The 24,428-nt window shown below is 54.2% G+C and carries 14 protein-coding genes; 13 read left to right on the top strand and 1 reads right to left on the bottom strand.

Annotation, left to right across the window (positions count from 1 at the left end):
- The first annotated feature begins 165 nt into the window (after positions 1–165).
- Together ABE504_RS27785 and ABE504_RS27790 are read left to right on the top strand one after the other, a co-directional pair.
- The gene (locus ABE504_RS27785; protein WP_430095125.1) at positions 166–891 is read left to right on the top strand and encodes a class I SAM-dependent methyltransferase; all 726 of its coding nucleotides are present in this window, start codon (positions 166–168) and stop codon (positions 889–891) included.
- An 80-nt stretch (positions 892–971) separates the two neighbouring features.
- Positions 972–2,186, top strand: a complete 1,215-nt coding sequence (locus ABE504_RS27790; RefSeq protein WP_430095127.1) for an ROK family protein — start codon at positions 972–974, stop codon at positions 2,184–2,186.
- Positions 2,187–2,549: 363 nt separating this feature from the next.
- Here the strand turns inward: ABE504_RS27790 and ABE504_RS27795 are convergent, their stop codons facing one another.
- The gene (locus ABE504_RS27795) at positions 2,550–3,350 is read right to left on the bottom strand and encodes an alpha/beta fold hydrolase (protein ID WP_430095129.1); all 801 of its coding nucleotides are present in this window, start codon (positions 3,348–3,350) and stop codon (positions 2,550–2,552) included.
- 175 nt (positions 3,351–3,525) lie between these two features.
- Here ABE504_RS27795 and ABE504_RS27800 point away from each other — a divergent pair, with 175 nt between their 5' ends.
- The 11 genes from ABE504_RS27800 to ABE504_RS27850 all read left to right on the top strand — a co-directional run bounded on the left by ABE504_RS27800 (position 3,526) and on the right by ABE504_RS27850 (position 24,307).
- Entirely contained in the window at positions 3,526–3,903 is a 378-nt protein-coding gene (locus tag ABE504_RS27800) for a hypothetical protein (protein ID WP_430095131.1), read from the top strand.
- Positions 3,904–4,203: 300 nt separating this feature from the next.
- Positions 4,204–8,565, top strand: coding sequence for an S-layer homology domain-containing protein (locus ABE504_RS27805; RefSeq protein WP_430095133.1), 4,362 nt, complete (start codon positions 4,204–4,206; stop codon positions 8,563–8,565).
- A 447-nt stretch (positions 8,566–9,012) separates the two neighbouring features.
- A complete protein-coding gene (locus ABE504_RS27810) occupies positions 9,013–9,957 on the top strand; it encodes an ABC transporter permease (RefSeq protein WP_430095135.1) in 945 nt (314 codons plus the stop codon).
- Positions 9,957–10,823, top strand: a complete 867-nt coding sequence (locus tag ABE504_RS27815; RefSeq protein ID WP_430095137.1) for a carbohydrate ABC transporter permease — start codon at positions 9,957–9,959, stop codon at positions 10,821–10,823. The genes ABE504_RS27810 and ABE504_RS27815 overlap by 1 nt, the downstream gene beginning before the upstream one ends.
- Positions 10,824–10,925: 102 nt before the next feature.
- A complete protein-coding gene (locus tag ABE504_RS27820; protein WP_430095138.1) occupies positions 10,926–11,939 on the top strand; it encodes a response regulator transcription factor in 1,014 nt (337 codons plus the stop codon).
- On the top strand, positions 11,936–13,792 hold the full coding sequence (locus tag ABE504_RS27825; protein WP_430095140.1) for a cache domain-containing sensor histidine kinase: 1,857 nt from the start codon (positions 11,936–11,938) through the stop codon (positions 13,790–13,792). Before ABE504_RS27820 ends, ABE504_RS27825 begins: the two co-directional genes overlap by 4 nt.
- A 36-nt stretch (positions 13,793–13,828) precedes the next feature.
- Complete coding sequence (locus tag ABE504_RS27830) at positions 13,829–15,841, top strand: alpha-L-arabinofuranosidase C-terminal domain-containing protein (RefSeq protein WP_430095141.1); 2,013 nt, start codon at positions 13,829–13,831, stop codon at positions 15,839–15,841.
- A gap of 100 nt (positions 15,842–15,941) precedes the next feature.
- Positions 15,942–18,056: a hypothetical protein gene (locus ABE504_RS27835; RefSeq protein ID WP_430095143.1), complete on the top strand. Its 2,115-nt coding sequence runs from the start codon at positions 15,942–15,944 to the stop codon at positions 18,054–18,056.
- 17 nt (positions 18,057–18,073) lie between these two features.
- Positions 18,074–19,630 carry an extracellular solute-binding protein gene (locus ABE504_RS27840; protein ID WP_430095145.1) on the top strand — a complete coding sequence of 519 codons (1,557 nt, stop codon included), beginning with the start codon at positions 18,074–18,076 and terminating at the stop codon, positions 19,628–19,630.
- Between the two features lie 261 nt (positions 19,631–19,891).
- On the top strand, positions 19,892–22,780 hold the full coding sequence (locus tag ABE504_RS27845) for a fibronectin type III domain-containing protein (RefSeq protein WP_430095147.1): 2,889 nt from the start codon (positions 19,892–19,894) through the stop codon (positions 22,778–22,780).
- Positions 22,781–22,864: 84 nt separating this feature from the next.
- On the top strand, positions 22,865–24,307 hold the full coding sequence (locus ABE504_RS27850; RefSeq protein ID WP_430095149.1) for a LamG-like jellyroll fold domain-containing protein: 1,443 nt from the start codon (positions 22,865–22,867) through the stop codon (positions 24,305–24,307).
- The last annotated feature ends 121 nt before the right edge of the window (positions 24,308–24,428 follow it).

A 24,428-nucleotide genomic window follows, 5' to 3' on the forward strand; every position in this document is an offset into this window, starting at 1 on the left:
TGATCCCTTGAATGTTTGGGTGTTTTGCCTATATGCGGGGAAGAAGATTTCCTCACGTAGGCAGGCGCCCTTTTTGCGCGAAAACGGGGAACGCGCCGAACCAGTGGCTGACGCCCTCCATATGGTAGTTAAAGAAACGTTATGCCATCATGGAGGTGTAGGGCGATGGAATATTTGGATATGCTCGCCAAGCTCGGCATCGGCAACGCCCATCCCGGCGGCTTCGGGGAGACGGTCGAGCAGCTCAAGCGGTATCCGATCGAACAGGGGAAGCGGGTGCTGGAGGTTGGATGCGGCACAGGCAGAACTGCCTGCTACTTGGCGGAGCAGGGCATTGAGGTGACCGCCGTGGACATCCGGCCGGAAATGATTGCGAAAGCGAAGGTTCGGGCAGAGAAACAAGGTGTATCAGTGAATTTTATCGTCGGCGATGTATGCCGCTTGCCTTTTGAGGACAGTACTTTTGATGTTGTGCTAGTGGAGTCGGTAACCAATTTCGCCGATGCGGAGAAAGCGGTCTCGGAGTACTATCGGGTGTTGCGTCCGGGCGGCAAGCTTTACGATCGCGAGGTCATTCGCATTAAGGAGATGAGCCCCGCCATTCACCGCGCGCTGTGCAGCTTCTACGGCGTAAATAAAATATACAGCCAGGAGGAGTGGCAGGCGCTGTTCGAGGGCAAGCGGTTCGATCCAGTCGAATCCTCGGGGGTTCACGCGTTCCCGCTGGCCATGTTTGAAGACCAGGTGCAGCATCCGGACCCTGTTCATTTATCCGACAAGCAATCGTTCATGGATCCGCGCATTTGGCAAATTACGGCGCGTTATGATGAACTGGTGAACAAATATCATGCCTATCTGGGCTATACGCTCATGATTGGCACGAAAGGGTAAGCGGTTTAGGACGGCCAAGCAGGAAATTCATTCGTGAATGGCGAACATGTGAGAAAGATTATCAATGGAGGCTGCTTCTTTTGAACGTAGACGTCATATCTGAACGTATTTCCAACCGCAAGGCGAAAGAGATTTATGAGCTGATTTGCAGGCAAACGACCGTTTCCAAAATAGAGCTGCTGGAGCAAAGCGGCATGACGGTTTCGACGTTAACCCGGCATCTGGAGGAGCTGACGGCGCAGGGCCTGATTCTCGAATCGGGCTTTGGCGTATCGACAGGCGGGCGCAGGCCGATTCTGTATGAGACCAATCCGGCCTATGCCTATGTCTTCGGTCTGGAGATTTCGCGAACGCTATCCAAGCTCGTATTGGTCGATCTCGGAATGACCAAGCTGGAGGCCAGAAGCTGGGCGATGACGGCGGAAATGACGCCGGAGGTGCTCATCGGCCTGATCGTGAGGGAAGCGCAGGCGATGCTGGCGCATCACGGGATTGCGATGGCCGACGTGCTCGGCATCGGCATCGGGTCGGTCGGCCCGGTCGACCGTCATTCCGGCGTGATCCTCGAGCCGTCGTATTTTCCGTCCAAAGGCTGGCAGCAGGTGCCGATCTGCAAGATGCTGAGCGAGGAGCTGGGCATTCCGGCGATGCTCGACAACGGGGCGAATACGGCGATTCTGGCGGAGTCGTGGCACCAGCGCTCGCAGAGCTTCAAGCATCTGCTGTACATCCATGCGGGTGTAGGCCTCCGTTCCTCGATGGTTTCCGAGGGGAAGGTCATTTACGGTGCTGTGGATATGGAGAGCTCGGTCGGTCAGATGATCATTCAGACCGACGGCGTCGCGCCTCGGGACAAGTCCGGCAATTATGGCGCGCTGGAGTCGTATGTCTCGCTGCATGCGATTGAAACGAGGGCCAAATCGGCGATCAAGATGGGGAGAACAACGCTGCTGACACAGCTGGTGGCCGATCCGGAGCAGCTGAGTTACGTACATATGATGGATGCTCTCCAGAAAAACGATCCGCTTGTCGTAGAGATCGTGACGGAAGCGGCGACGTACTTCGGGATCGGGCTGGCGAATCTGCTCAATATTTTGCAACCGGAAAAGGTCATTCTCGGGGGGCCGCTCCTGGCCGGCGGAGATTTGTTCTTCCAGACGGCGACCGCGGTCGCGATTCGAAAAGCGTACTACTACCCCGCGTATCAAGTGATATTCAGCCGAGGCGGGCTCGGCGAAGAGGCGCTCGCGATTGGCGCGGCGGTGCTCGTGATGAACCGGCTTTTTAAAGTGTAAGGGACTGCGTTGGAGCGCTCACTTGGTGGTGAGCGCTTTTTTGTGTGGGGTTGCCAGCACTCTCACACTGGCGCCGTCACCCCTTACTCACTCGATACGATCTTGTAAAAAGTACATGAAAATTTTGCGATAGAGGCTACTTTCTTGCGAAGACCTGCAAAAAGTGCAGCTAAATTCGGCCATCCAGTGCGTGAAAGGGCTTACATTCGAGTGCGAGCTTTATTTGGATGTAGGAAATGCAGGTTTTCATCTGATGTCAGCCTTTTTGGAGAGGATTTACTGTAGGTTCTGCAGGTTGTGGTAAGGGGGAAAAGATGCAGAAGCACCGAACGTTGGTCCGGTGCTTCTATTTGTGAGACGTTGTTAGCCTGCAACAACGTTACGCAGAAAATCAAGCAGCAGCGCGTTGAACGCTTCCGGCGCTTCCATCGGCGCGAGGTGCGAGGCGCCTGCGACGACCTCGAAGCGCGCGCCGGGGATTGCGTCCGCCATCTTGCGCATGACGTCGGGCGGCGCAATGGCGTCGTGCTCGCCGGCGATGACGAGCGTCGGCACGCGGATCTCGCCGAGCGACGCGGCGGAGTCCGGGCGGAACGCCATCGCCAACGCGGCGTGCACGAGCCCTTCCGCCGGCATCGCGTCCATCATCGCGCGCAGGCGGTCGACCAGCGCAGGCTGCGCTTCCAGCGTCGCCGGCGTCAGCAGCTTCGGCAGCATCGCGTCGCGCGCGGCCGCGGGGCCTTTCTCGTACAGCGAAGCCGCCATGTTCATGCGGTTCTTGCGGGCTTCGGGGCTGTCGGCCTCTGGCCGGGTGTTGGCCAGGATCAGCCCCGTAAAGCGGGTTGGCGCCTTGCGCATGAGCGCAAAGGCGACGTAGCCGCCCATGGAAAAGCCGCCGAGGGCGGCTTTTTCGATACCGAGGCTGTCCATGATGGCCAGCACATCGTCGGCGTAGCGCTCAATCGCGATCGCTTGCGCAGGTACAGCCGACTGCCCCATGCCGCGTAAATCCGGCGTTACGACGCGGAATGAAGTGGACAGCGCGTTCGCCTGCGCCTCCCACATGCCGTGATCCAGCGGGAAACCGTGCAGCAGAATAACCGCGGCTCCTTGCCCTTTTTCCTCTATAAACAGCTTTGCGCCTTCGACATCGATCTTCATCATTCAACAACTCCCTTGGCAAAATTGTGACAAAATCTTCTCCTCATACTTTCTATACGTGAACCTTATACTTACTTAACATTTGATTGCTATTCTTTGATTATACAGTGATTGCTTCGAGAGAAGAAACTGAGCAGGAAAATTTTTGACGATGAGTGTAAAAGGGAGTTGGTTGATGATGACCAAAAAACCTTGGTCGACACAAGAATTAGACAAATTGCTTCGTCTAGCCACGGAATGCCCACCGGTTGTCATCGCGCGAGAATTGTCTCGGCCAGTGACATCGGTCCGCAAAAAAATGAGGGAACTGGGCGTCAGCTACGTATCCGGCGAACAATGGAAAAAGAATCAGTTTCAGTTTTTGATTTCGGATGACGGTAACGACTACAAGCATCTTTGCAACCAAACACCAAAAAGCAGCGATTTTGATTCCCCGGTTTTGGACGAGTTCTGGACGACACTTGTGAAAATGGCGCGTGTGGCGAAAAGCAGAGGAAAGCGCGTGGATGTGCTCTCGTTTATCGATACATATCGGAAGATTCGGATTGGCGGATAGTTGACGGTGAAAGGGATTGCCTTAGGCGAGACTAAGGCGTTTGGATATAAGGCTGAGTACGCTCTTGGGGCGGACTCGGTCTTTTTTTTTATTTTTGCTAAAGCCTTTAGCTACCGCGGCCAGACGGGAAACGATCAAAATAGTCCAAGCCCTGCAACAAAATGCAAGGCCAGTTCGGCGCTGTGCAAGCGCAGTTAACACTGTTTTTTAGAGATTTGCCTCGGTTTATTGCATTGTTGCGAGGTTAGATCTGGGTGAATAATGAGGGAGTATTTTACATGAGAGAGAGGTTGAGAGAATATGAGCTTTTGGCGGAAAATGGCCGGGACGGCTTCAGTCAAACTGCTGCTTGCGGCGGCCATCGTTGTACCGTGGCTTCCTATGAAAGCGGTTCCTGCGTTCGCGGCGGATACGGCTATCGTCAGTGATGACTTCAGTACGTACTCGCTTGGTGCGCTTACGCTTGGAAGCGGTAACAAATGGGCGTCGGAGGGGGCGGTGCCGGCGGTTAATGTTGTGCAGGATTCTGTGACAGGCTTGACTTATGGAGCCGTTAGCTTCACCAGCGCAGCCGACAGTTCGTCCTATTTGGGGCAGCGTTTTGCTCCGGATAGCGGAGGAACGATTCTGCAGTTCGATGCTAATATGCCGACATCCACCAGCACATCGTTCTGGGTCATGGATGGCAAGGTCAATGCGACAAGTGCGCCAGCCGTGCGGCTTCAAATTGAAAACGGCACCATTAAGAAGATGATGACGAGCTCCTCTAGCGCGACGCTGGTTAATTACGATGCTTCTCACTGGTATCGGTTCACGATGATTATGAACGTGCCTAACCAGAAGTATACGCTGACAATTAAAGATTTGAACACAGGAACGGAAGTTGCGACAGATCAGGCTTTTTACAGCACCAGAGAGAGAATTAGCAGCTTTGCTTTCCATAATAATAAGAAAGCAAACGGAAAAATCAATATCACAAACGTCAAGTTGACGGCTTTGGATTTGATGTTAAGTGATCTAGGTGTAAACGCGGGCGACTATGTGCCTTCCTTCTCCTTCGATCCAGCCGTGCAAAACTATGCACTCGAGGTACCTAACTCGACGGCCAATGTTACGGTAGTGCCGTCAGCTAGCAACGTGGGGCATGTGTCGCTGAAAGTAGGGACTGAAAGCGTAAATAGCGGAGCCTCGACTACAGTGCCGCTTACAGGATTGTCCACGACGGTCCCTATTTCGGTTACTTCGCTCACGTACACAGACGTCGCAAGGACGTATAACCTAACGGTCAATAAGCTGGAGAAATCTCCGAAAGTGACGGATGTTGTCGCGGAAGGGCACGACGGCAAGGTGCAAATCGGCTGGAAGCCGCCTATCGATCCTGCGTATCAAGCAGCTCGGATTTATGCGGTGGGCAGCGATCAATCCTTGACGCTTGCGGCGACGCTGCCGAAAGGCACGTCGATGGCAACGCTGGACAACCTTGTGAATGGAACGGCCTACAATTACAAAGTTACAGCCGTCTATGCCTATGACGGTGAAGGTGAGTCCGAGTCTGCCGCGGTGGACGTGAGTGCGACGCCGACCCCGTTTCCGGCCAGACAGATGGAGAAGCTGGATCGCGGTCTGGTTGCGATTCAAGATGGCGGACATATTTTCGTCAGCTGGCGATTGCTGGGAACGGATCCTGCCGATACAACCTTCAATCTCTATCGTGATGGCGTGAAGCTGAACACTGCGCCGATTGCCGGCAGCACGAATTATGTAGATGCCGCAGGAACAGCGGATTCTTCTTATTACGTGCGTGCCGTTATGGGCGGTGTGGAGCAGAAGAAGTCTGAGACGGTGAAGTCTTGGGCTAGCAATTATTTGAACGTGCCGCTGCAAAAACCGGCCGACGGTGTGACCACAGCGGGCGAATCGTACACGTATCGTGCCAATGATGCATCGGTCGGTGACCTGGATGGCGACGGCCAGTATGAAATTGTTTTGAAATGGGATCCTAGCAATTCCAAAGACAATTCGCAGTCGGGCATCACAGGTAATACGTATGTCGATGCCTATAAGCTTGACGGCACGCGGTTGTGGCGGATTGATATGGGCGTGAATATTCGCGCTGGCGCGCACTATCTGGATCTGATGGTGTACGATCTGGACGGCGACGGCAAAGCGGAAGTTGCGCTGCGTACGGCTGACGGTACCATCGACGGTACAGGCGCGGTCATCGGCGACGGGACTGCGGATCACCGGAATGGCACGGGGTATGTTTTGGAAGGGCCGGAGTATTTCTCGATCTTTGAAGGCTTGACAGGCAGGGAACTTGCTCGTGAAGATTATGATCCCTCTAGAGGCGATGTCGGCGGTTGGGGCGATACGTACGGCAACCGTGTAGACCGTTTCGGTGCGGCGATTGCGTATCTGGACGGGCAAAAACCAAGCCTGGTACTGCAACGCGGATACTATACAAGAATGGCGATCGTGGCTTATAACTGGAGAGACGGTCAGCTTTCCAAGCTGTGGGCGTTTGACAGGCCAAACCCTGGCTATGGACAGGGGAACCATCAGTTGAGCGTGGCGGACATCGATGCCGATGGCAAAGATGAAATTGTGACAGGCAATACGGCAATTGACGATAATGGGCAGTTGCTCTGGGAAACGAAGCTTGGGCATGGCGATGCGATGCATCTCAGCGATTTGAATCCAAACCGTCTAGGCATGGAGCTGTGGACGATTCAAGAAGAAACGAGTGCGCCGACTTCGGCTACGATGATCGATGCCCGTACAGGCAAAGTGCTGTTCGGTCAGCCGCAAGTTGGGGCGGATACGGGACGCGGTCTTTCGGCCGACGTTGATCCGCGCTATCCCGGTGAAGAAGTTTGGGCGATTGATGCGACCAAATCAGCGGCAACCGAGAACAATTCAGACGGCTTCATGTTTACGAGTGCAGGAACTAAGATTTCGAACAAAATACCAACCTCCAACTTTGCGATCTGGTGGGATGGCGACTTGAGCCGTGAGCTGCTGGATCATAATTGGGATGGAAGCAACGGTGTACCGAAAATTGACAAATGGGATTACGCGAACAGCAGTCTGGTGAATGTAGTTAAATTTGACGGGACATATTCAAATAACGGCACTAAAGGCAATCCTTCGCTGCAAGCCGATATTCTCGGCGACTGGCGTGAGGAAGTCGTGGCTAGAACGGAAGACAGCACAGCACTTCGCATCTATTCCTCGACGGCTGTAACGGATTATCGCTTCGTCACTTTGATGCACGATCCGGTATACCGTCTGGGCATCGCATGGCAAAATACCGGCTACAATCAACCGCCGCATCTGAGCTACTATTTGGGTAACGGCATGCAAACGCCGCCGGCGCCAAATATGTATACAGTACCTGCGACGGAAGCACCGGATACAGGGAGCGGTTCTGATGGGGATACCGACTCCAACGGGAATGGATCAGGGACCGTTTCCGGCAGTGGGCAATCGGGCGCTGGGCAATCAAGCGGAACAACAACGTCCCCAACGATAAAAGAGGGCGAGCTTTCGCTGACGGCGCAGCCGGATGCAAGCGGTAAAGCCGCTGTGACGATCCAGAAGGATGATCTTCTAAAAGCTGCGGGCAGTCAGGCGGGCAGCGTACGTCTGCAAGTAGCGCCGGCGGCAGGTACGAAAGAAGTTCAGGTGGACGTCCCTGTACAAGATTTGCTGAAAACAGGTTCTGTGAAGCAACTGGTGATGAACGTCGGGTTGGCGGAGCTTGCTCTCGACACCGACTATCTGAAATCCGGAGTATCCAATCTGCAGCTCCAGGTTGCTAAAGTTGAACCAGCTTCCTTGCCTGCAGGCGCAGCAGCGATTGTCGGCAATCATCCGGTGTATGAGCTGAACTTGAAGGTTGACGGCGAAAAAGCGGCAAATCTTGACGGCAAAGTAACCGTCGGCTTCCCGTACGAGCTGCAAACGGGCGAAGATCCGAATGGCATTGTCGTGTATTACATCGACGGCAGCGGTCAAACGCAAGTCGTGAAAAACGGCAAGTGGAACAGCGCGACTGGCAAAGTTGAATTTAAACCGGCACATTTCAGTCTATATGCAGCTGCCTATGTGTCCGTAAACTTTAACGACTTGTCCGGCGCGGCATGGGCAAAAGACAGCATTGTGAAGCTGGCTTCCAGAGGCATCGTGGACGGCATAAGCGAGCATGCATTCAATCCGAATGCGCATGTGACGCGTGCCGAATTTGTTAAAATGCTGATGCAGGCGTTCGATCTTGCCGATGCGACAGCGACAAGCAGCCTGACAGACGTGCAGGCAGGGGCTTGGTACGCCAGCTCCATCGCGGCAGCGCAGAAGCTGGGCATTGTGCAAGGCAAAGCGGACGGCAGCTTCGGTGTGAACGATGAGATCACACGCGAAGATATGTCCGTGCTGATCTACCGCACATCCGAGCTGCTTGGCGTGAAGCTGGGCGGAACATCCACGGGCGGCGCGTTTGCGGATCAGGCGAATATTTCGCCGTACGCCGTGAAGGCGGTTGAACAGATGAAGGCAAGCGGCATCGTGAACGGTGTGGACGGCGGCAAATTTGCGCCGCAGGACGCAGCGAACCGCGCGCAAGCGGCGGTTATCATTGATCGGTTGTTTCAATTGAATGAATAAAAGAAGGCTGACCGAGGATTGCATCGGTCAGCCTTTTCTTTATTTTGGGAGGTGGGCACGCGAATTCCTGCGAAAGGGCAGGCTTTCTTCACAAAAAGGACAGCTTTCACAAAATGCCTGCGATAAAGCAGGTTTTTTAGGCCAAATTCCCTAAAAAAGGAGTTCTCGCCCCAAATGCCTGCTTTTTTGCAGGCATTCATCGAATCTAGGGAAGGAAGGAGGGAAATTCCTGCTTTTTTGCAGGCTTAATGCTCCATCCCCCGAACTCTTTTACGTTTCCGTCTTCCCCTCCGCAGCGCTGAAAATCAGCCTCCTGGCGCATGCTTGTTCCACCCCTCCCCGCCAACACAGTGAAATCGGTTAAGAAATCGAGAATCCGGTCAACGAAATCCGACATGCGAATCCGTATAATGAGGTCAAATGAACGCTCAACTACTGGAGGTAACCATGAGGAACGCCCTGACCGCATCGCAATCGACCGTACGACAGCCTCGCCGTAAAGCATGGAAGCTGCATCATCTGCCATTTTATATGATGATTATTCCGGGCTTGCTCTATTTTATCGTGTTCAAATATATTCCGATGTTCGGGCTGCTCATTTCGTTTCAGCGTTATGACCCGTTTGTCGGCATCCTGCAAAGTCCGTGGGTGGGGCTGGACAATTTCCAACGGTTTTTCACGGACGCGGACTTTCCGCTGCTACTCAAAAATACGTTCCTGTTCGCCGGACTGGACATTCTGCTCTTCTTCCCGGCGCCGATCGTGCTGGCGCTGCTGCTCAATGAGGCCAGAATCAAGTTCATTCGCAACACGGTGCAAACGATCATGTACGCGCCGCACTTCATTTCATGGGTGGTCATCGTATCGCTGACCATGACGTTATTCGCCTCAGAAGGGGGCGCGATCAATCAATGGCTCGTCTCGGCGGGCTTTGGACCGATCGAGCTGTTCACCAAAGCGGAGTGGCTGCGCCCGATGTGGCTCCTGCAAAACATTTGGCAGGGCGCGGGCTGGGGCTCTATTCTGTATCTGGCGACGATGGCGTCAATTGATCCGTCCCTGTATGAAGCCGCGAAGGTAGACGGCGCGGGCAGGCTGCGCCAAATCTGGCACATCACGCTGCCGGGCATCCGCTATGTCGTCGTTGTGCTGTTCATTCTCCGGCTGGGCAACTTCATGGACATCGGGTTCGAACACATCTATCTGCTGCAAAATCCGCTCAATACGCATGTCTCGGACGTATTCGACACGTATGTGTACCGGACGGGGATTCTCCAGCGGGATTACAGCTACTCGGCGGTGGTCGGCATGTTCAAGTCATTGGTCGGATTGGCGCTGGTGCTCGGTGCGAACCGGCTGGCGCGCAAATTCGGCGAGGAGGGTGTCTACTAATGGTAAAATCCTGGAGAGAAGGTCTGTTTAACAGCGTCGTTATTGTGCTGCTGCTGATCGCGGCGGCGATTGTCGCCATTCCCTTTCTGTTCACGTTCTTCAGCTCGTTCGCGACGGCGAAAGAGCTGCTCATGAAGGGGGTTGTCCTCTGGCCGGAGACATGGACGCTGGAGGCGTACCGCTTCCTACTCGATAATGAGCAATTTACACGCGCTTTTCGAAATGCAGTCGAGCTTGCCGTCATCGGCACAGCGATCAATATGGCGCTCTCGATCATGATGGCATACGGCTTGTCGCAGCCGGGGGTCAAAGGCCGATCCCTCGTCAATTTCCTCGTCGTGTTTACGATGCTGTTTCACGGCGGCATGATTCCGACGTATCTCGTCGTCAATAAGCTCGGCCTCATTAATTCGTACTGGGCCATCTGGCTAGTAACGGCGATCGCACCGTTCAACATGATTGTGATGCGGAGCTACTTTCAGACGCTGCCTGCCGAGATCAAGGAATCTGCGAGAATCGACGGCTGCGGGGAATTTAAAATTTTATGGCGCATCATCCTGCCGATTTCCTTGCCGGTGATCGTGACGTTCACGCTCTTTTACGCCGTGGCGAACTGGAATACGTACTTTCAGGCGATTCTCTATCTGAACGATTCCAAGGCGTATCCGCTGCAAGTGTTTTTGCGCCAGGTGCTGATCGTCAATCCTTCCGAGCTCGGACTTGCCGTGACGGATAACGGTTACGGATATACGCCGGCCGTCCAGCATGCCGCGATCTTACTGACGGCGCTGCCGCTGATTGCCGTGTATCCGTTTATGCAGAAGTATTTTAGCAAGGGGATGATGATGGGCTCTGTAAAAGGGTGAGGAAAAACTTTCAGCTAGCCGCCTCTATGCACAGCCAACTCGCTATAGTACGCTTGAAGGATAACACACCTTGAGAGAATGAATGGGCATAGGGGGATTCGCATGTATCATGTGCTGGTTGTCGAAGATGAATTATTAATCCGCGATGCGGTGGTCGAGATGGTGAATCAGCTTGACGGGTTTAAAGTGACCGGAGAAGCGGGGAGCTGCGAGGAAGGCTGGCGTCAACTTCGGGAGCTGTGGCCGACCGTGCTCATCACGGACATTCAATTGCCGGACAGCGACGGTCTGGAGCTCATTCAGCGCATCCGCAGCGATAAGCTGCCGGTCGTCACCATCATTATCAGCGGGCACGACAGCTTCCCTTATGCGCAAAATGCGATTCGGCTGCATGTTTCGGAATATTTGCTAAAGCCGATTTCCGAAGGGGAGCTGCACGAGGCGCTGGCCCGCTCAGTCAGCAGGTTGGAAGCGATTGCAGACAGCAATGTGCTGCTTCGCGAAATTCAAAGTTTTATCGACGACCTGCAGGATAACGCGTCCATCGCCTTGTTCGAGCAGGCCGACCGGCTGCTAAGCCGGATCTATCATCTGCGCGGCCTGGAGCCTGGCGTGAAGGCTAGTTATTATCGCATTTTTTTAAGCAAACTGGTTGAGGTTGTCAAAGTCATTCACCCTGACTTGCCCCAAGTGGACGTTCCCGAGGACGGTTCTGAGCATCAGGTGAAGCAGGTGTTTCGCGATGTGCTGCATGAGTGGATTCGCCGCTATCCGCATTTTGCGAACAATCAGATGCGGCTGGTCATTAAGCGGGCCTGTGACTATATTGAAGCGCACTTGCAGGACGAGCTCGGCTTAAAGCAAATGTCCGACTATTGCAATCTCAGCCCCTCTTATTTCGGCGTTCTGTTCAAGCAATATACCGGCAAAAGCTTCGTCAACTACGTCAATCAGATTCGGATGGACAAGGCGATGGAGCTGCTGCGCGATTCGGATATGAAAATTTACGAGGTGGCGGAAGAGGTGGGGTTCGCTTCGCTGCCTTATTTTAACCGTGTATTCAAAACGGTGACGGCTCTGACGCCGAACGAATACCGCAGGGGACTCGGCGTATGATCAAGGGCGGCTTGCTCAGCAGGTTCTCGATTCGCGTCAAGCTCATCGTCATTTTGCTTGCCGCTACGCTGACGTCCATTCTGCTTGCGGGCGCATTCTCGCAGTATTTCTATACGAAAGCGGCTCGCAACGATTTCTTCCAATTTGGCGAGGATGCGTCTTATCGACTCAACCGGCAAATTGAACTCTACATTCAGCAGATGAAAATATCCGTCTCTTCCATGCTCGCTGGTCCGCTCCCGAAGCGCAACGAGCTTAACTTGCAAACCGGCTCGGTCGGCGTCATTCAGCGCTGGCTGAACGATGAGAATTCCCTCCCACCTACGCAGCTTGCGGAGTTGGAGGACGTGCTGAACAATTACGTCGCGCTCAACTACAGCGAGGTCGACAGCCTGTTTCTCATGTCGCTGAGCGGGAGAATCGCTTCGAATATTCAGCATTTTGATGAGCTATCAAAAACGTATCTGAACGAGCCTTGGTACGCCATGCCGATGAGCGGCACGTTGACCGTGGTGCCGACGCACCGTTCGGAAGTGACGGGCAAGCAGGTGCTTTCGCTGTTGGTGCCGGTCTACTCGCTGGACGCCGTCAAGCTGGCCGGCCGCTTGGTCATCAATTTGCGTATCAACGAGCTGGAAAAAACGATTGTCCGTTCCTCGCTCGCGAAGAAAGGCTACTTCTTCATCGTGGCGAATGACGGGACGATCGTTTATCATCCGGATACGAATTGGATCGGCCGCCCGATCAAGGACACAGGACTCGCTTCCCTGCAGCTGGCCGAATCCTCTTCCGTGCAAAAGCTGATGGGCGAGGAAATGCTGGTATCCAGCAGCTATTCGGAGCTGGCCGAATGGAACGTCGTCGCGATGGTTCCGTTCGCGGAGATGGCGAGCGGCATGACCGTTGCGCGCAATGCGGCGTTGGTATCGATGTTTATTTTGGCCTTGTTCGTCCTCATTCTGGTTCCGCTCGTCGCCCAATGGTTCATTCGGCCGCTCCGCAGGCTCAAGAAGCTGATGGAGCATGTGGAAAAAGGCAATCTGGACGTCCGCGCGGATGTGCTGCCCGGCAAAGATGAGATTCAACTGCTCAGCCGCAGCTATAACCGGATGACCGATCAGTTGTCGCAGCTGATTGAGACGGTGAGCTCCATGAAAGTCAATGAAATGCATATCCAGCTGCGTCAGAAAGAAGCGAAGATTCAAGCTCTGCAAAATCAGATCAACCCGCATCTGCTCTATAACACGCTGGCCATTATCAACAGCATTGCTTATGTGGAGAAGAACGAGCGCATCGAGGTCATTACCAAAAACCTCGGCGACTATTACCGATACACCGCCTCGATTGTGGAGCCTTTTGTTACGCTAAGAGAGGAACTCGATCAGCTTCGAAAATATTTGGAAATTATTAAGATTCGGTTTCCGAAATATTTTCAAAGCCATTTTTATGTGAATGAGAAGTACCTGGATGCCAACATTGTCAAATGCTCGCTGCAGCCGATCCTCGAGAACGCCATTAAGTATGCGGTGGAGCCGAAAAGCGGGCATGGCACCGTGCTGGTCAGCGCCTACAATGAAGGGGAAGCGCTGATCATTGAAATTGCCGACAACGGGGACGGCATTGAAGCGGGGCGGTTGGCGGAGCTGCAAGAGAAGCTGGCGTGGATCTCTTCGGCGGAGAACAGCGCTTTAATGAAAAGCGAATCCGTCGGGATTGTCAACGTTCATGCCCGTCTGGTGTTGCAATATGGCCCGCCATATGGGCTTTCGATCACATCTTTTGAAGGTCGGGGAACGGTGGTTTCCGTTCGTATTCCTTTTCGGACGGCGAGCGGGGAGCTGCAAGAGGCATGACCTAGTCAACAGCAAGGATTGTAAAGGAGGATACCTATGAGCGAAGCACACATTATGATTGGGAGCGGCAGATCGCGTCATACGATTCATCCGTATATTTTCGGCAGCTTCATCGAAGATATTGATGATCATATGACGGCGATGCTGGCGTATCCCTTGCGCAGTATGGATTTTGAGGAAGAAGATCAGAATGGCGACGGTGTATCGGGGCCTTGGTATCCGCTGAACCTCGGCAAGCATACGCAGTATGCGCTAGAGCCGGCGGCCAAAGGACATGGCGGGCACAGCCAGAAGGTGCGCCTGTTCAATAAAGACCGCTGCCAGGCAGGCATTGGGCAAAAGATTCAGCTTGAAGCGGGCATTCCGCACAAGCTGCGGATCGTGATGCGGGCGACGCGCGAGATTGCAGGCTTGCAGGTGAAGATTATCGACACCGCGAGTCAGGAAGTGCTGGGTGCGGCGGAAATCGCTGTGACCGGGCACCGCTGGTTCGAGGCTGTGCAGCTCCTCGACGTCGCCGGCGCCTCTCGCTCGGCCGAGATGCAGGTATGGGCGGTGCCGCTTCCGGCAGCGGAATGGGAGGACTCCGTCTCGACAGGGATAATCTGGTTCGATCATATCTCGCTGCTGCCGGAACAAGATACGGGGCTGCTGAAAGGGGAAGTCTTCGCCATGGCGAAGGAGCTGAACAGCGGCATTATGCGGCTTGGCGGCAACTATATCTCCTTGTATCACTGGGATGATTTCGTCGGTCCTACCGACTTGCGGCCGAATTACATCAATGAGGCGTGGGAGCAGGCGGGGCACGTGCATAAATATTTTGGCACGGATGAATTTATCGCCTTGTGCCGGTTGCTGGGCGTCGAGCCGCAAATTTGTGTCAATATGGGTACCGGGTCGGCACAGGAAGCGGCGGATTGGGTGGAGTATTGCAATGGCGCTGCGGATACGCCGATGGGGGCGCTCCGGGCGCAGAACGGTTTTCCATCACCATATGATGTAAAATATTGGGAAATCGGAAACGAAATGTATGGCCCGTGGCAGGCCGGTGTTTGTTCGGCGGAGCAGTATGCGGAAACATATCTAGAATTCGCTGAAGCGATGCGTGACAAGGATGTGAGCATTCGGCTGCTGGGCTGCGGCACGGCGCGGGAAGACCTGGTGCCCGGATGGAATCGCACGGTGCTGGAGCTGGCCGGCCATGCGATGGATTATGTGACGCTGCATATCTATCAGGGGCAGAACTTCTTTCCGATACATGCTAAAACCCCGGCGGAAGAAAGATTTCGGGCGATGCTGGCGTTCCCGGAGGTTGTGCGGGAGCTTTTCGGGCAGCTGGCGAGCATGATTCAAAGCAATACAGGGCTCCAACATCTGAAAATCGCAGTGACCGAGTGGAATACGATGTATTTTCCGAATCCGGATTTGGCGAATGCGCATACGTTGGAGGCTGCCCTTGCGAATGCCTGCATGCTGCATGAAATGATCCGGCAAAGCCATCTCGTAGAAATCGGAAACTTTTCCGATCTCGTCAACGGCTGGGTCGGCGGCTGCATTCGCGTCGGCGATTCGTACGAGCGGATGAAAAAGCCCGGCTGGAGCGGGCGGGGCGATGTTGTTTTCGGCACGGCAACGTATCACATGCTGAAGCTGTATGCGAATTTGCTCCTCCATCGTCTGGTGGATACGACAGTTGATTGTGAATCGTTTCATCCCGGCACGGCCAAGGTGAATCTCGCATCCAAGTCGCTCAGTGAGCTTGATGTGGTTGCCTGTGTCTCGGAGACCGGCGATACCTTGACGCTGTGTATCGTCAATCGCAGCTTGGAGCCCGTCCCGCTAAGCGTAGATTACTCGGCTTGGCACACGCAGGGCACAGCACGGCTGCATATGATCGCAAGCAGGCACTATGAGGACTGCAACACGGTTGATGAGCCGGAGAAGGTGAAGACGGAGGTTCTTTCGATTGCATTCGCAGAGGGGATCTGGCAGTATGACCTCCAACCGCATGCGATCTATGCGCTGGAAGTAGCGTTATCCGCTTTCTAGCGAAATCAGATAACATTTCAAGCTTTTGTGTAACGAAAAAAAGACGCTTCCGCTGCATACTAGACATATCAACAAACCAGGCAACAAGAAAGGGGATCACATGGGACTGCGTATAGAGCTGAATCCGCATGCTGAAGCGGCAAGCGCTTGGCACGTGGATAAGCGGATTTTTGGGAAGTTTTTTGAAATGAACGGCAAGGACACGTATCCTGGCATTATCGACGATTGCATCGCCAACGGGTCGTTTGAACACTGGTTCTCCAAAAGAAAAAAAGACGGCACAAACCTCCCGTGGATGATGCGGACGGAAATTATGTACAGAGATGCGCCGGTCATCCCGGGCTTGGCGTATCCTTGGGAGCCTGTGGGCGCAAGTGAAGGGGCCTACAAGCAATTGCAAGATGGCGTTCATGGCAAAGCCGGCTGGAAAACGTACCAGCGGATGGCGCTGGCAGCGGGAGCAGGTTCGGTCGGCGTCGCCCAGCGAATTACGCTGGCGGATGAGCGGACGCTCGCCTATCAGCTGCAAGTGTATGCCCGCAGCACGGGCGCGAAGACCATTCTGCATGTGACGATCGAAGAGCCGTCGGGTGCGAAGCTGAGTGAAGGCACCGTCACGCTGACAGGCGAGTGGACGTGCTATGAGCTGGACCTGACGCTGGAGCGGGCCAGCACGGCTCGCTACAAGGCGTCGCCTTTTGGCGAATACAAGCTAAGTCTCGTGGCAGAAGGCGAGGGCGCCTGCGAGGTGGATCTGGACTGGGTGATGCTTATGTCCGCCGATCGTGTGGAGGGGTTATTCAATCCGACAACGATTGAGCTGTTGAAGCAGTATCATGTAACGTCCATCCGCTGGGGCGGCAATTACGCCAACGAGTATAATTGGAAGGACGGCATCGGTCCTTGGCTGACGCGACCTGTGAAGGACAATCAGAACTGGGGCGGGCTGGAGCCGAACTATTTCGGTACGAATGAGTTTCTGCGTTTTTGCCAGTTAGTGGGCGTAGAGCCGTTCCTGAACGTCGGATTCAGCTACGATCTGCCTCCGGAGCTGGCGGCGGAGTGGGTGGAATACGTGAATGGCGACGTCACGACGCCGATGGGCCGACTGCGGGCGGAACACGGGTATCCGGAGCCGTGGGGTGTGAAGCTGTGGCAAGTTGGCAATGAAAGCTACGGCGACTATCAGTTTGGCTATACGAATTCAATTGATTTTGCCAAGCGGATTCAAACGTACTACACGCTAATGAAAAAAGTCGATCCGTCCATCACAATTGTCATGGCCGGCGAGGATCCAATGTATGTCGATTATTCGGAAATTCCGGGAGAGCCGCCGATCTGGAATCAGCGGGTGCTGGCGCACGCCGGCCCGGCGTACATTGACGGGCTTGATATTCACCAGTACACGCGAGGCATTCGGGACGAGGGCTTGCGGCACGCGTGGCTGGAGAAGAATGAAGCCGATCCGATCTTTTATAATCAAGTGTTGGTGACATACCCCACGCAGTATGAAGTGCTCTTACAGGAGTTGAAGGCGCTTGCAAGCGAACAAGGCTTTGCTACCCTTCCGCTGGAAGTCGGGGAGTGGAATTTGGAGCCGGAGACGGACGCGAACTGGCCGAAGGCGGAGTACGAGACGATGGCGCATGCGTGCTACGTCGCTTCGATGCTGAATGCGTTCATCCGTCAGGGGGACGCTGTCAAATATGCGTACCAGCGCGACAATACGCTGTACTACCGGGCATATCCGGTCGATATGAGACCGGTCAATCCGGGCAACGAGACGTCCCGCTTTTACGCCGAGCCGTTCTTGCGGGAAGGCTCGAAATGGCATCATCTTCCGCTGCAGACGGAAGGGACCGGCTTCGACATGCCGCAAACCTGGGTGCGGATCAGATCTATGGCGTCGATCCCGCATGTCGATGCGGCAGCCGTTATCTCAGACCGTGGGGATGAGATTGTGGTGTTTGCTGTTAACCGTGATCTGCGCGAGGCGCATCGCCTTGACATACATGCTGGATCGTCAGGCGGAGCATCTGCGACGGTGCTGCTGCAATCGGCGGCCGATCCGCTAGCGAGACACGAGGATTGGTATGGGCAGACTGGCTATGGGATGACCGAAACGCAGCTGACTTTTGCCAGCGACGGGAAATTGGTTATCGAACTGCCTGCGGGCTCCGTGGCGCGCATGACGATTCACTTATCTCATAAATAAAACAAGGGGGAACTGGCATGAAAAGAACACTTGCAATTAGCCTGGCCGTTGTATTGTCTGCGGGCAGCCTGGCCGCTTGCTCCAAGGAAGAAACGTCAACGCCAAGCGCAACAGGCGCTTCATCAACCGCAGCTGCTACAGCCAATCCGGCGGGGATTGACGATGGCAAAGAACTGATGAATATTTCGTTAATGGTGCCGCAATATGCCGAAATTGGCCCATCGAACGATTCTCCGCTCATTAAGAAGCTGAATGAGAAGTTGAACATCAAGCTCGATCTCCAGTGGATTCCGGGCGCCAGCTACAACGATAAAATCAGCGTCTTGGCAGCATCGAACAGCTTGCCGGACGTATATCGCATCGCAACGCAGGATTACATGCAATGGCGCGATAAAGGCGTGTTCATGGATGTGAAGCCGTTCCTCTCTTCGTATCCGAACCTGAGTAAGGAGCTTCCGGAAGCGGGCTTGAAAGAACTGAACGGCAAGAACAATTATTACGGTCTTCCGTATTACGGCATTCCGCATCTGTTCTCGATGTTCATCCGGAAGGACTGGCTAGATAAGCTGAATCTCAAAATGCCTGAAACGATCGACGACTTCTATAACGTCGCCAAAGCGTTCGTGACGCAGGATCCTGACGGCAACGGCAAGGCGGATACGACGGGCTTTTCGATCCTGATTAATCCGAACGGTACGTTCGGCAATGCGGCTTCCTTAATGGGGGCGTTCGGTCTCGGCAACGAATGGGGGCTGCAAAAGGACGGCAAGCTCGTAGCCATGCAAGCGCAGACGGAGGAACTCAAAGGATTCATCGGCTTCCTGCGCAAAGCGTATGCAGAGGGCGTCCTGGACAAGAACTTCCTTGTCATGAAATCCGCAGATGCCAGAAACAAGCTGTGGAACGGGCAGGTCGGCATTCAACTGATCAATCCGAACGAGGCGCTGCGTCTGGATTTGCCGAATATTAAGAAGAATGCGCCGCAAGCACAGCTGGAACAATTGCTGCCACCGGCAGGTCCAACGGGCATTCGTGCGACGCAAACCGATGGCATGGGCCAGACGAAGGTCGTGATTAACAAGAACATCGATCCGAAGAAGCAGCAGCGCATTCTCAAATTGCTCGATTACATGCTCTCCGATGAAGGCTACGATCTGCTTAAAGAAGGTGTTGAAGGCGTCGACTACAAGAAAAAAGATGACGGTACGTTCGAGAAGCTCGAAACGAAGGAAACCGGCAATCTGCTTTCCATCAACTTCTTCCGCCGGGCGGATAAAGCGATTCAACTTCATAAATACAACGATCAAACTTACGTGAAGCAGGTTACGCAGTGGCTGGATAACAACGATAAATTCGACTATCCGAACTATGGGCTTGGCTTGGCGGCTGAGACCGATATTTATAAAAAAATCAATTTGACGCAAATGAATACAAAATGGATGTCCTCCATTGCCCGTGTCATTGCGAACGATGCAGGGATGGAAGAAATCGATAAAGCCGTCAGCGAGTGGCTGAAAGCAGGCGGCGAACAACTGACGAAAGAGGTGAACGACATCTATCAGCAACGGAAGTAAATCTGTAAGAGACAGGCGTATTTGTTTGAAGATACGCCTGTCTTTCCCCCTCAAGCAGCTGATGCTAGGGCGTGTCTGAATGCTCCGAGGGCCGCAGATTTTGCCGAATTTTCGTTCCATGCAAGGAACTTTTGTGAAGGCGTACCGGGGGTACGTCAAGCGAAAGTGACGCAGTAGGGGGCGAAAAGGTGGTGAAAGATGCCCCTGAGCGGGTTTTCAGACACGTCCTAGGCCGATTCGATCATAAAGGAGACTGAAATAATGAGGAAACAAGGGCTCAAACGTGCTGTTCTGGCACTTGCGGCAATGCTTTCGATTTCTTGGTCTTATCCAACGGCAACTCACGCAGCGAATACAGCGGCAACCATCGATATTGACTCCAGCAAGGTGACGACGTATAACCCCGATTTTCGAGGCATGAACAATGAGCCGGAACGAACGGCGATTTCCATGAACGACCCTGACTTTGTCAATGCGGCTAAAAACTATGGACACATCGGCTTCGTCCGCTGGCCGGGCGGAACGCCGACGAACAGCTTTTCGTGGAAGCTGGGGCTGACGGACACCGAGTTTACGGGGCAAGCGCAGAAGGAAGACCGTAGGTACTATAATCAGCTTTATGCGAAGCGGTATCAGATTGCCAAGGGGGATGAACGGATCTCCGATTATGTGGATTTTCTGCAGCAAACGGGGGCCAAGGCTGTGATCATGGTGAACGTGCTGCAGTATAACCCGGAGCAGGCGCGCGATTTGGCCAAATATTTGTATGACAATCATGTGCCGGTCATTTATTTTGAGCTGGGCAACGAGATTTCGTTCTATACCGCAGAAAGCGGTAATCAGCAGGCGGCGTTCACGAATGCGACAGATTACCTCGACCGGGTCAAACCGTTTAACGATGTGATCAAAAGCGCTTATCCGGGCGCCAAAACCGTGATTTCGATGAGCAATTTGCAGGTTCAAAATTACGATCAGGAAGTTTACAACTACAGCAATCCATACTGGGATGCCATTACGACTCATCGATTCCGGGGCAACGGTGCGAACTTGTCAGCCGCCATGTCGGACGCGAATGAAAATCTCAGCACCTGGAATTCGCTCATCACCGGCACGTACGCAGCGAATTTAACGAATCCCCAGGTGTTTATCGGGGAGCATGGCATTACGCTTGGTGGACTTTTGGATAACACGCAGTATGGCGGCATCTATGTGAGTGAATCCATTCTTCGACTGGTGACGAATCCGAATATATCGTATTTGGCCGGTTACCGGCTTACCAATGGCGTCTACACGCCTGGTACGGACTATGGCATGCTGCTTGAGGATGCCTTTCAGGACGGAGCCGAAGTCAATACGGCGGGCTTGAATTTCAATAGCTACTACAGTACCCCGTCCGCTTCCTTGAAAGTTTTGGACGGAGCTGTCAATCAAGGTACAGTGGCGTGGGGCACGACCGTAACCGGCAGCGATACGGTGAGCCGCACCGGCGGCACGATGCCGGCGCTTTTCGCTCAGGCGTTCAAAGGGGATAATGGCAAAAACTATGTCGTGATCACGAATAAATCGGCGAATGCGCATGATGTCACGATTAAGCTGAACGGCAGCCAGGTAGCGGCAGCCATGACCAAAACGTATACGTCCGCATCGGATCCGCTGACGACGAACAGCTCGTCTGCGCCAACAGCGATCAGTGTGCAAACGGCTTCCACATCCAATCCGGTTGTCGTGCCGCCGTACAGCGTCATGCGAGTCGAATGGACGCGCACGAGCACGCCGGAAGCACCGCGACCGCCACAGCTTATGACCACGGAGATCAACAATCAGGCGGTTACACTCAAATGGCAGTCTGCACTGAACGCGACCGGCTACAAGGTAAAATACGGAACTAGTCCGGGGACGTACACGACAACGGTAGATGTCGGCAATACGCTTACGAAGAACGTGACTGGGCTCACGAACGGCAGTACGTACTACTTCACTGTCACCGCCTACAACGCTTCCGGCGAGAGCGCGGTTTCCAATGAAACGACAGCGAGTCTGGCGGTTCCGGCAGCGCCGATGGCGAGACGCGCTTATGCCGAAACGGCCGGCAATATCGCCGTGGAATGGCAGAGTGTGCCCGGGGCGACCGGCTACAAGGTCAAATACGGCACAGCGCCAGGCAGCTACACCTCGACGATCGATGTGGGCAATAACCTCGGGCAGCTGGTTACGGGGTTAACGCCGGGGACGACGTACTATTTTGCGGCATTTGCGTACAACGGCCGAGGCGAGAGCGCAGCGTCGGCGGAAATGACGGCAGCGGCAGCCGGGTTCCTTCCGCTTGCGCCGCACGATGCGGCGGTGACGAGCCAGACGGCGACGTCGATCTCCTTGAGCTGGACGCCGACCCGCGCAGAGACGTATCACGAATATTTTGAAGATGGTGTCGCCAACAATTGGACAGCGACGAAGGGAACATGGCCGATTGTAACGAACAGCGGCAGAGGGGCGAACTTCTATCAATCGCCGCTCACGAGTACCGGCCTCACGTTCTTCAGCAACAGCGCGACCGGTGATTACGAAGGCGAGGCAATGGTGGAGCAGGTTGCATCGGCTTCCGGAAAAACTGCGTATGCGTATGGACTGGTCGCCCGCTATGTGGACGACAACAACTACTACAAGTTCGTGTACAACATCAACGAAGACAAGTTTAAAATCGTAAAAGTGCAAAACGGCACAGAAACGGTTCTGGCCAGCAAAACCCGCGCGCAGGTACTGACAGATACCAAAGCGACAGTGCTGGATTTGACGAAGCTGCTCATGTACTTCCGTGTCGAGGGCAACAAGCTGACCGCGTCCGTCAATCAGTTGGGGCCGATTCTCAGTGTAACGGACAGCACCTTTACCAGCGGTAAATTCGGCTTCTATACGCTCAACGTGCAGGCAAACTATAACTGGGCTCGCATTTATCGGGATAACGCCGACAGCTATACCGTGCTTCGAAGCACACAGCCGCACACGAATTTCACCGCCGTACAGAGTGGCATTACCGGCACAACGTTTACAGACACCGGTTTGACGTCCGGCACAACCTATTACTATCAAATAACGGCGCAAAACAGCAGCGGCTCCAGCTATCATCATTCCAATACGCTGCGTAAAAACTAACGGCATGCTGTCGGGACACCTCTGGCGAAGAGGTGTCCCGCTCGTTGTGCGCCCCAAACCAAAAAGAGAAGGAGTGGATGCATCATGCTGGCATCAAGCAAAAATAAAGAGCAAGCCTATCTTATGGGGTATTTTCGCTCTGGACCAGGGCAGACCCATAAAGTGGAGGAGCTACACTACGCGTACAGCCGGGATGGACTGCGTTGGTACGAGCTGAACGGCAATCGGCCGGTGTGGGCTTCGTCGCTGGGCGACGGTATTCTTCGGGATCCTTTTATCGGAAAAGGACCTGACGGCCGGTGGCATCTCGTGTTTACGATCAGGCCGATGGGGCCGGTCATCGGCTACGCCTCTTCGGCAGATCTGATTCACTGGGAAGAAGAAAAAGTGCTGCCTGTGATGGCCGATATTCCGAATACGGTCAACGCGTGGGCGCCGGAGTTCTCCTATGATGAGGTTCAGGATGAGTTTCTGCTATACTGGGCATCCAGCACAGGCAAGGATCTTAGCAATAGCAAGCATTATTGTACGAGAACGAAGGATTGGGAGACTTTTTCAGCGACACAGTTGTTCTACGATCCCGGATTTCAAACGATCGATGCGAGTCTGGCGGAGCATGACGGCAAGTTTTACATGGCGATCAAAGATGAGAGCTATGTCTATGAGCCGGAGAAGTACCCGCATCCACCGATGAATTTTATGGGCGTTGCGGAGCGGGTTGAAGGGCCGTATGAGAGGATACCGGGCATTCAAACGCCCGATTTTACGGAAGGGCCGGAATACCTCTGGATTGAAAGCCGGCAGAAATGGCTGCTCCTTTACGATTACTGGGCGTACGGCAAGTTCGGTGTCATGGAATCGTCCGATATGGTTCACTGGTCGTCCGAGCTGGAGGAGGTCAAGCTGCGGACGCCTTACCGGGCAAGGCATGCCGCCTTTTTCCCGGTTGGCGAAGCGGAGCTGGAGCGGCTGTTGGAACGGTATGCGCTCCTCGCGCATTACCGGACGACAACCTATGCGCCGGTACGCGTAGCGGCCGAGGAGACAGCGGGCTTTTTGCACGATGCTTTTGGACTGCGCACGATAGCCATGTGGATCAGGCCCGAGCGCTTGGAGGGCAGGCAGGTGCTGTACGATGAAGGGGACGCGGAGAACGGGCTTGCGCTGCGGCTGCAGGACGGTGTCGTGGAAGCTATTGTCTGCGGCAAAGGAAAGCAATGCAGCTTGCAAGGAGAGCATCCGGGCTTAGCGGCAGGGAAGTGGCACCATGTGGCGGTCAACTTTGCCGAAGGGGGGCTTCAATTGTTTGTCGACGGAAAAACGGCGGGCAGCATCACTTCAGCCGTTACGCTCGTTCACGGGCATGACTGCCCCGGCGGCTACGGAGGTCGATTCGGTACAGATGCCTTTGGTGACAGTGAGGGCAAAGACCTTTTTCAAGGCGCGATCCGGCATGTACGAATTTACAGTGTCCCACTGCAAAGCGAAGACGTTCAACAACTTTATCTCCGCGAGGTTCATTTATAGCACGGAATCATGTACGGAGAAGCCACCCTTCTGCAGCTTGCAGAGGGGCTTTCTGTATAAGGTCACAGCCGGGGATTTGTAAGGCTTTTGTAATCCTTTTCCTACTAGAATACGGTATAAT

Origin of the sequence: Paenibacillus oryzisoli, from assembly GCF_050467285.1 — a bacterium.
Taxonomy (GTDB): domain Bacteria; phylum Bacillota; class Bacilli; order Paenibacillales; family NBRC-103111; genus Paenibacillus_E; species Paenibacillus_E oryzisoli_A.

Coding starts and splice junctions, on each gene's coding strand:
- ABE504_RS27810 (WP_430095135.1), top strand. CDS start 9,013: ATGAGGAACGCCCTGACCGCATCGCAATCGACCGTACGACAGCCTCGC.
- ABE504_RS27815 (WP_430095137.1), top strand. CDS start 9,957: ATGGTAAAATCCTGGAGAGAAGGTCTGTTTAACAGCGTCGTTATTGTG.
- ABE504_RS27825 (WP_430095140.1), top strand. CDS start 11,936: ATGATCAAGGGCGGCTTGCTCAGCAGGTTCTCGATTCGCGTCAAGCTC.
- ABE504_RS27830 (WP_430095141.1), top strand. CDS start 13,829: ATGAGCGAAGCACACATTATGATTGGGAGCGGCAGATCGCGTCATACG.
- ABE504_RS27840 (WP_430095145.1), top strand. CDS start 18,074: ATGAAAAGAACACTTGCAATTAGCCTGGCCGTTGTATTGTCTGCGGGC.
- ABE504_RS27805 (WP_430095133.1), top strand. CDS start 4,204: ATGAGCTTTTGGCGGAAAATGGCCGGGACGGCTTCAGTCAAACTGCTG.
- ABE504_RS27835 (WP_430095143.1), top strand. CDS start 15,942: ATGGGACTGCGTATAGAGCTGAATCCGCATGCTGAAGCGGCAAGCGCT.
- ABE504_RS27850 (WP_430095149.1), top strand. CDS start 22,865: ATGCTGGCATCAAGCAAAAATAAAGAGCAAGCCTATCTTATGGGGTAT.
- ABE504_RS27820 (WP_430095138.1), top strand. CDS start 10,926: ATGTATCATGTGCTGGTTGTCGAAGATGAATTATTAATCCGCGATGCG.
- ABE504_RS27845 (WP_430095147.1), top strand. CDS start 19,892: ATGAGGAAACAAGGGCTCAAACGTGCTGTTCTGGCACTTGCGGCAATG.
- ABE504_RS27800 (WP_430095131.1), top strand. CDS start 3,526: ATGACCAAAAAACCTTGGTCGACACAAGAATTAGACAAATTGCTTCGT.
- ABE504_RS27785 (WP_430095125.1), top strand. CDS start 166: ATGGAATATTTGGATATGCTCGCCAAGCTCGGCATCGGCAACGCCCAT.
- ABE504_RS27795 (WP_430095129.1), bottom strand. CDS start 3,350: ATGATGAAGATCGATGTCGAAGGCGCAAAGCTGTTTATAGAGGAAAAA.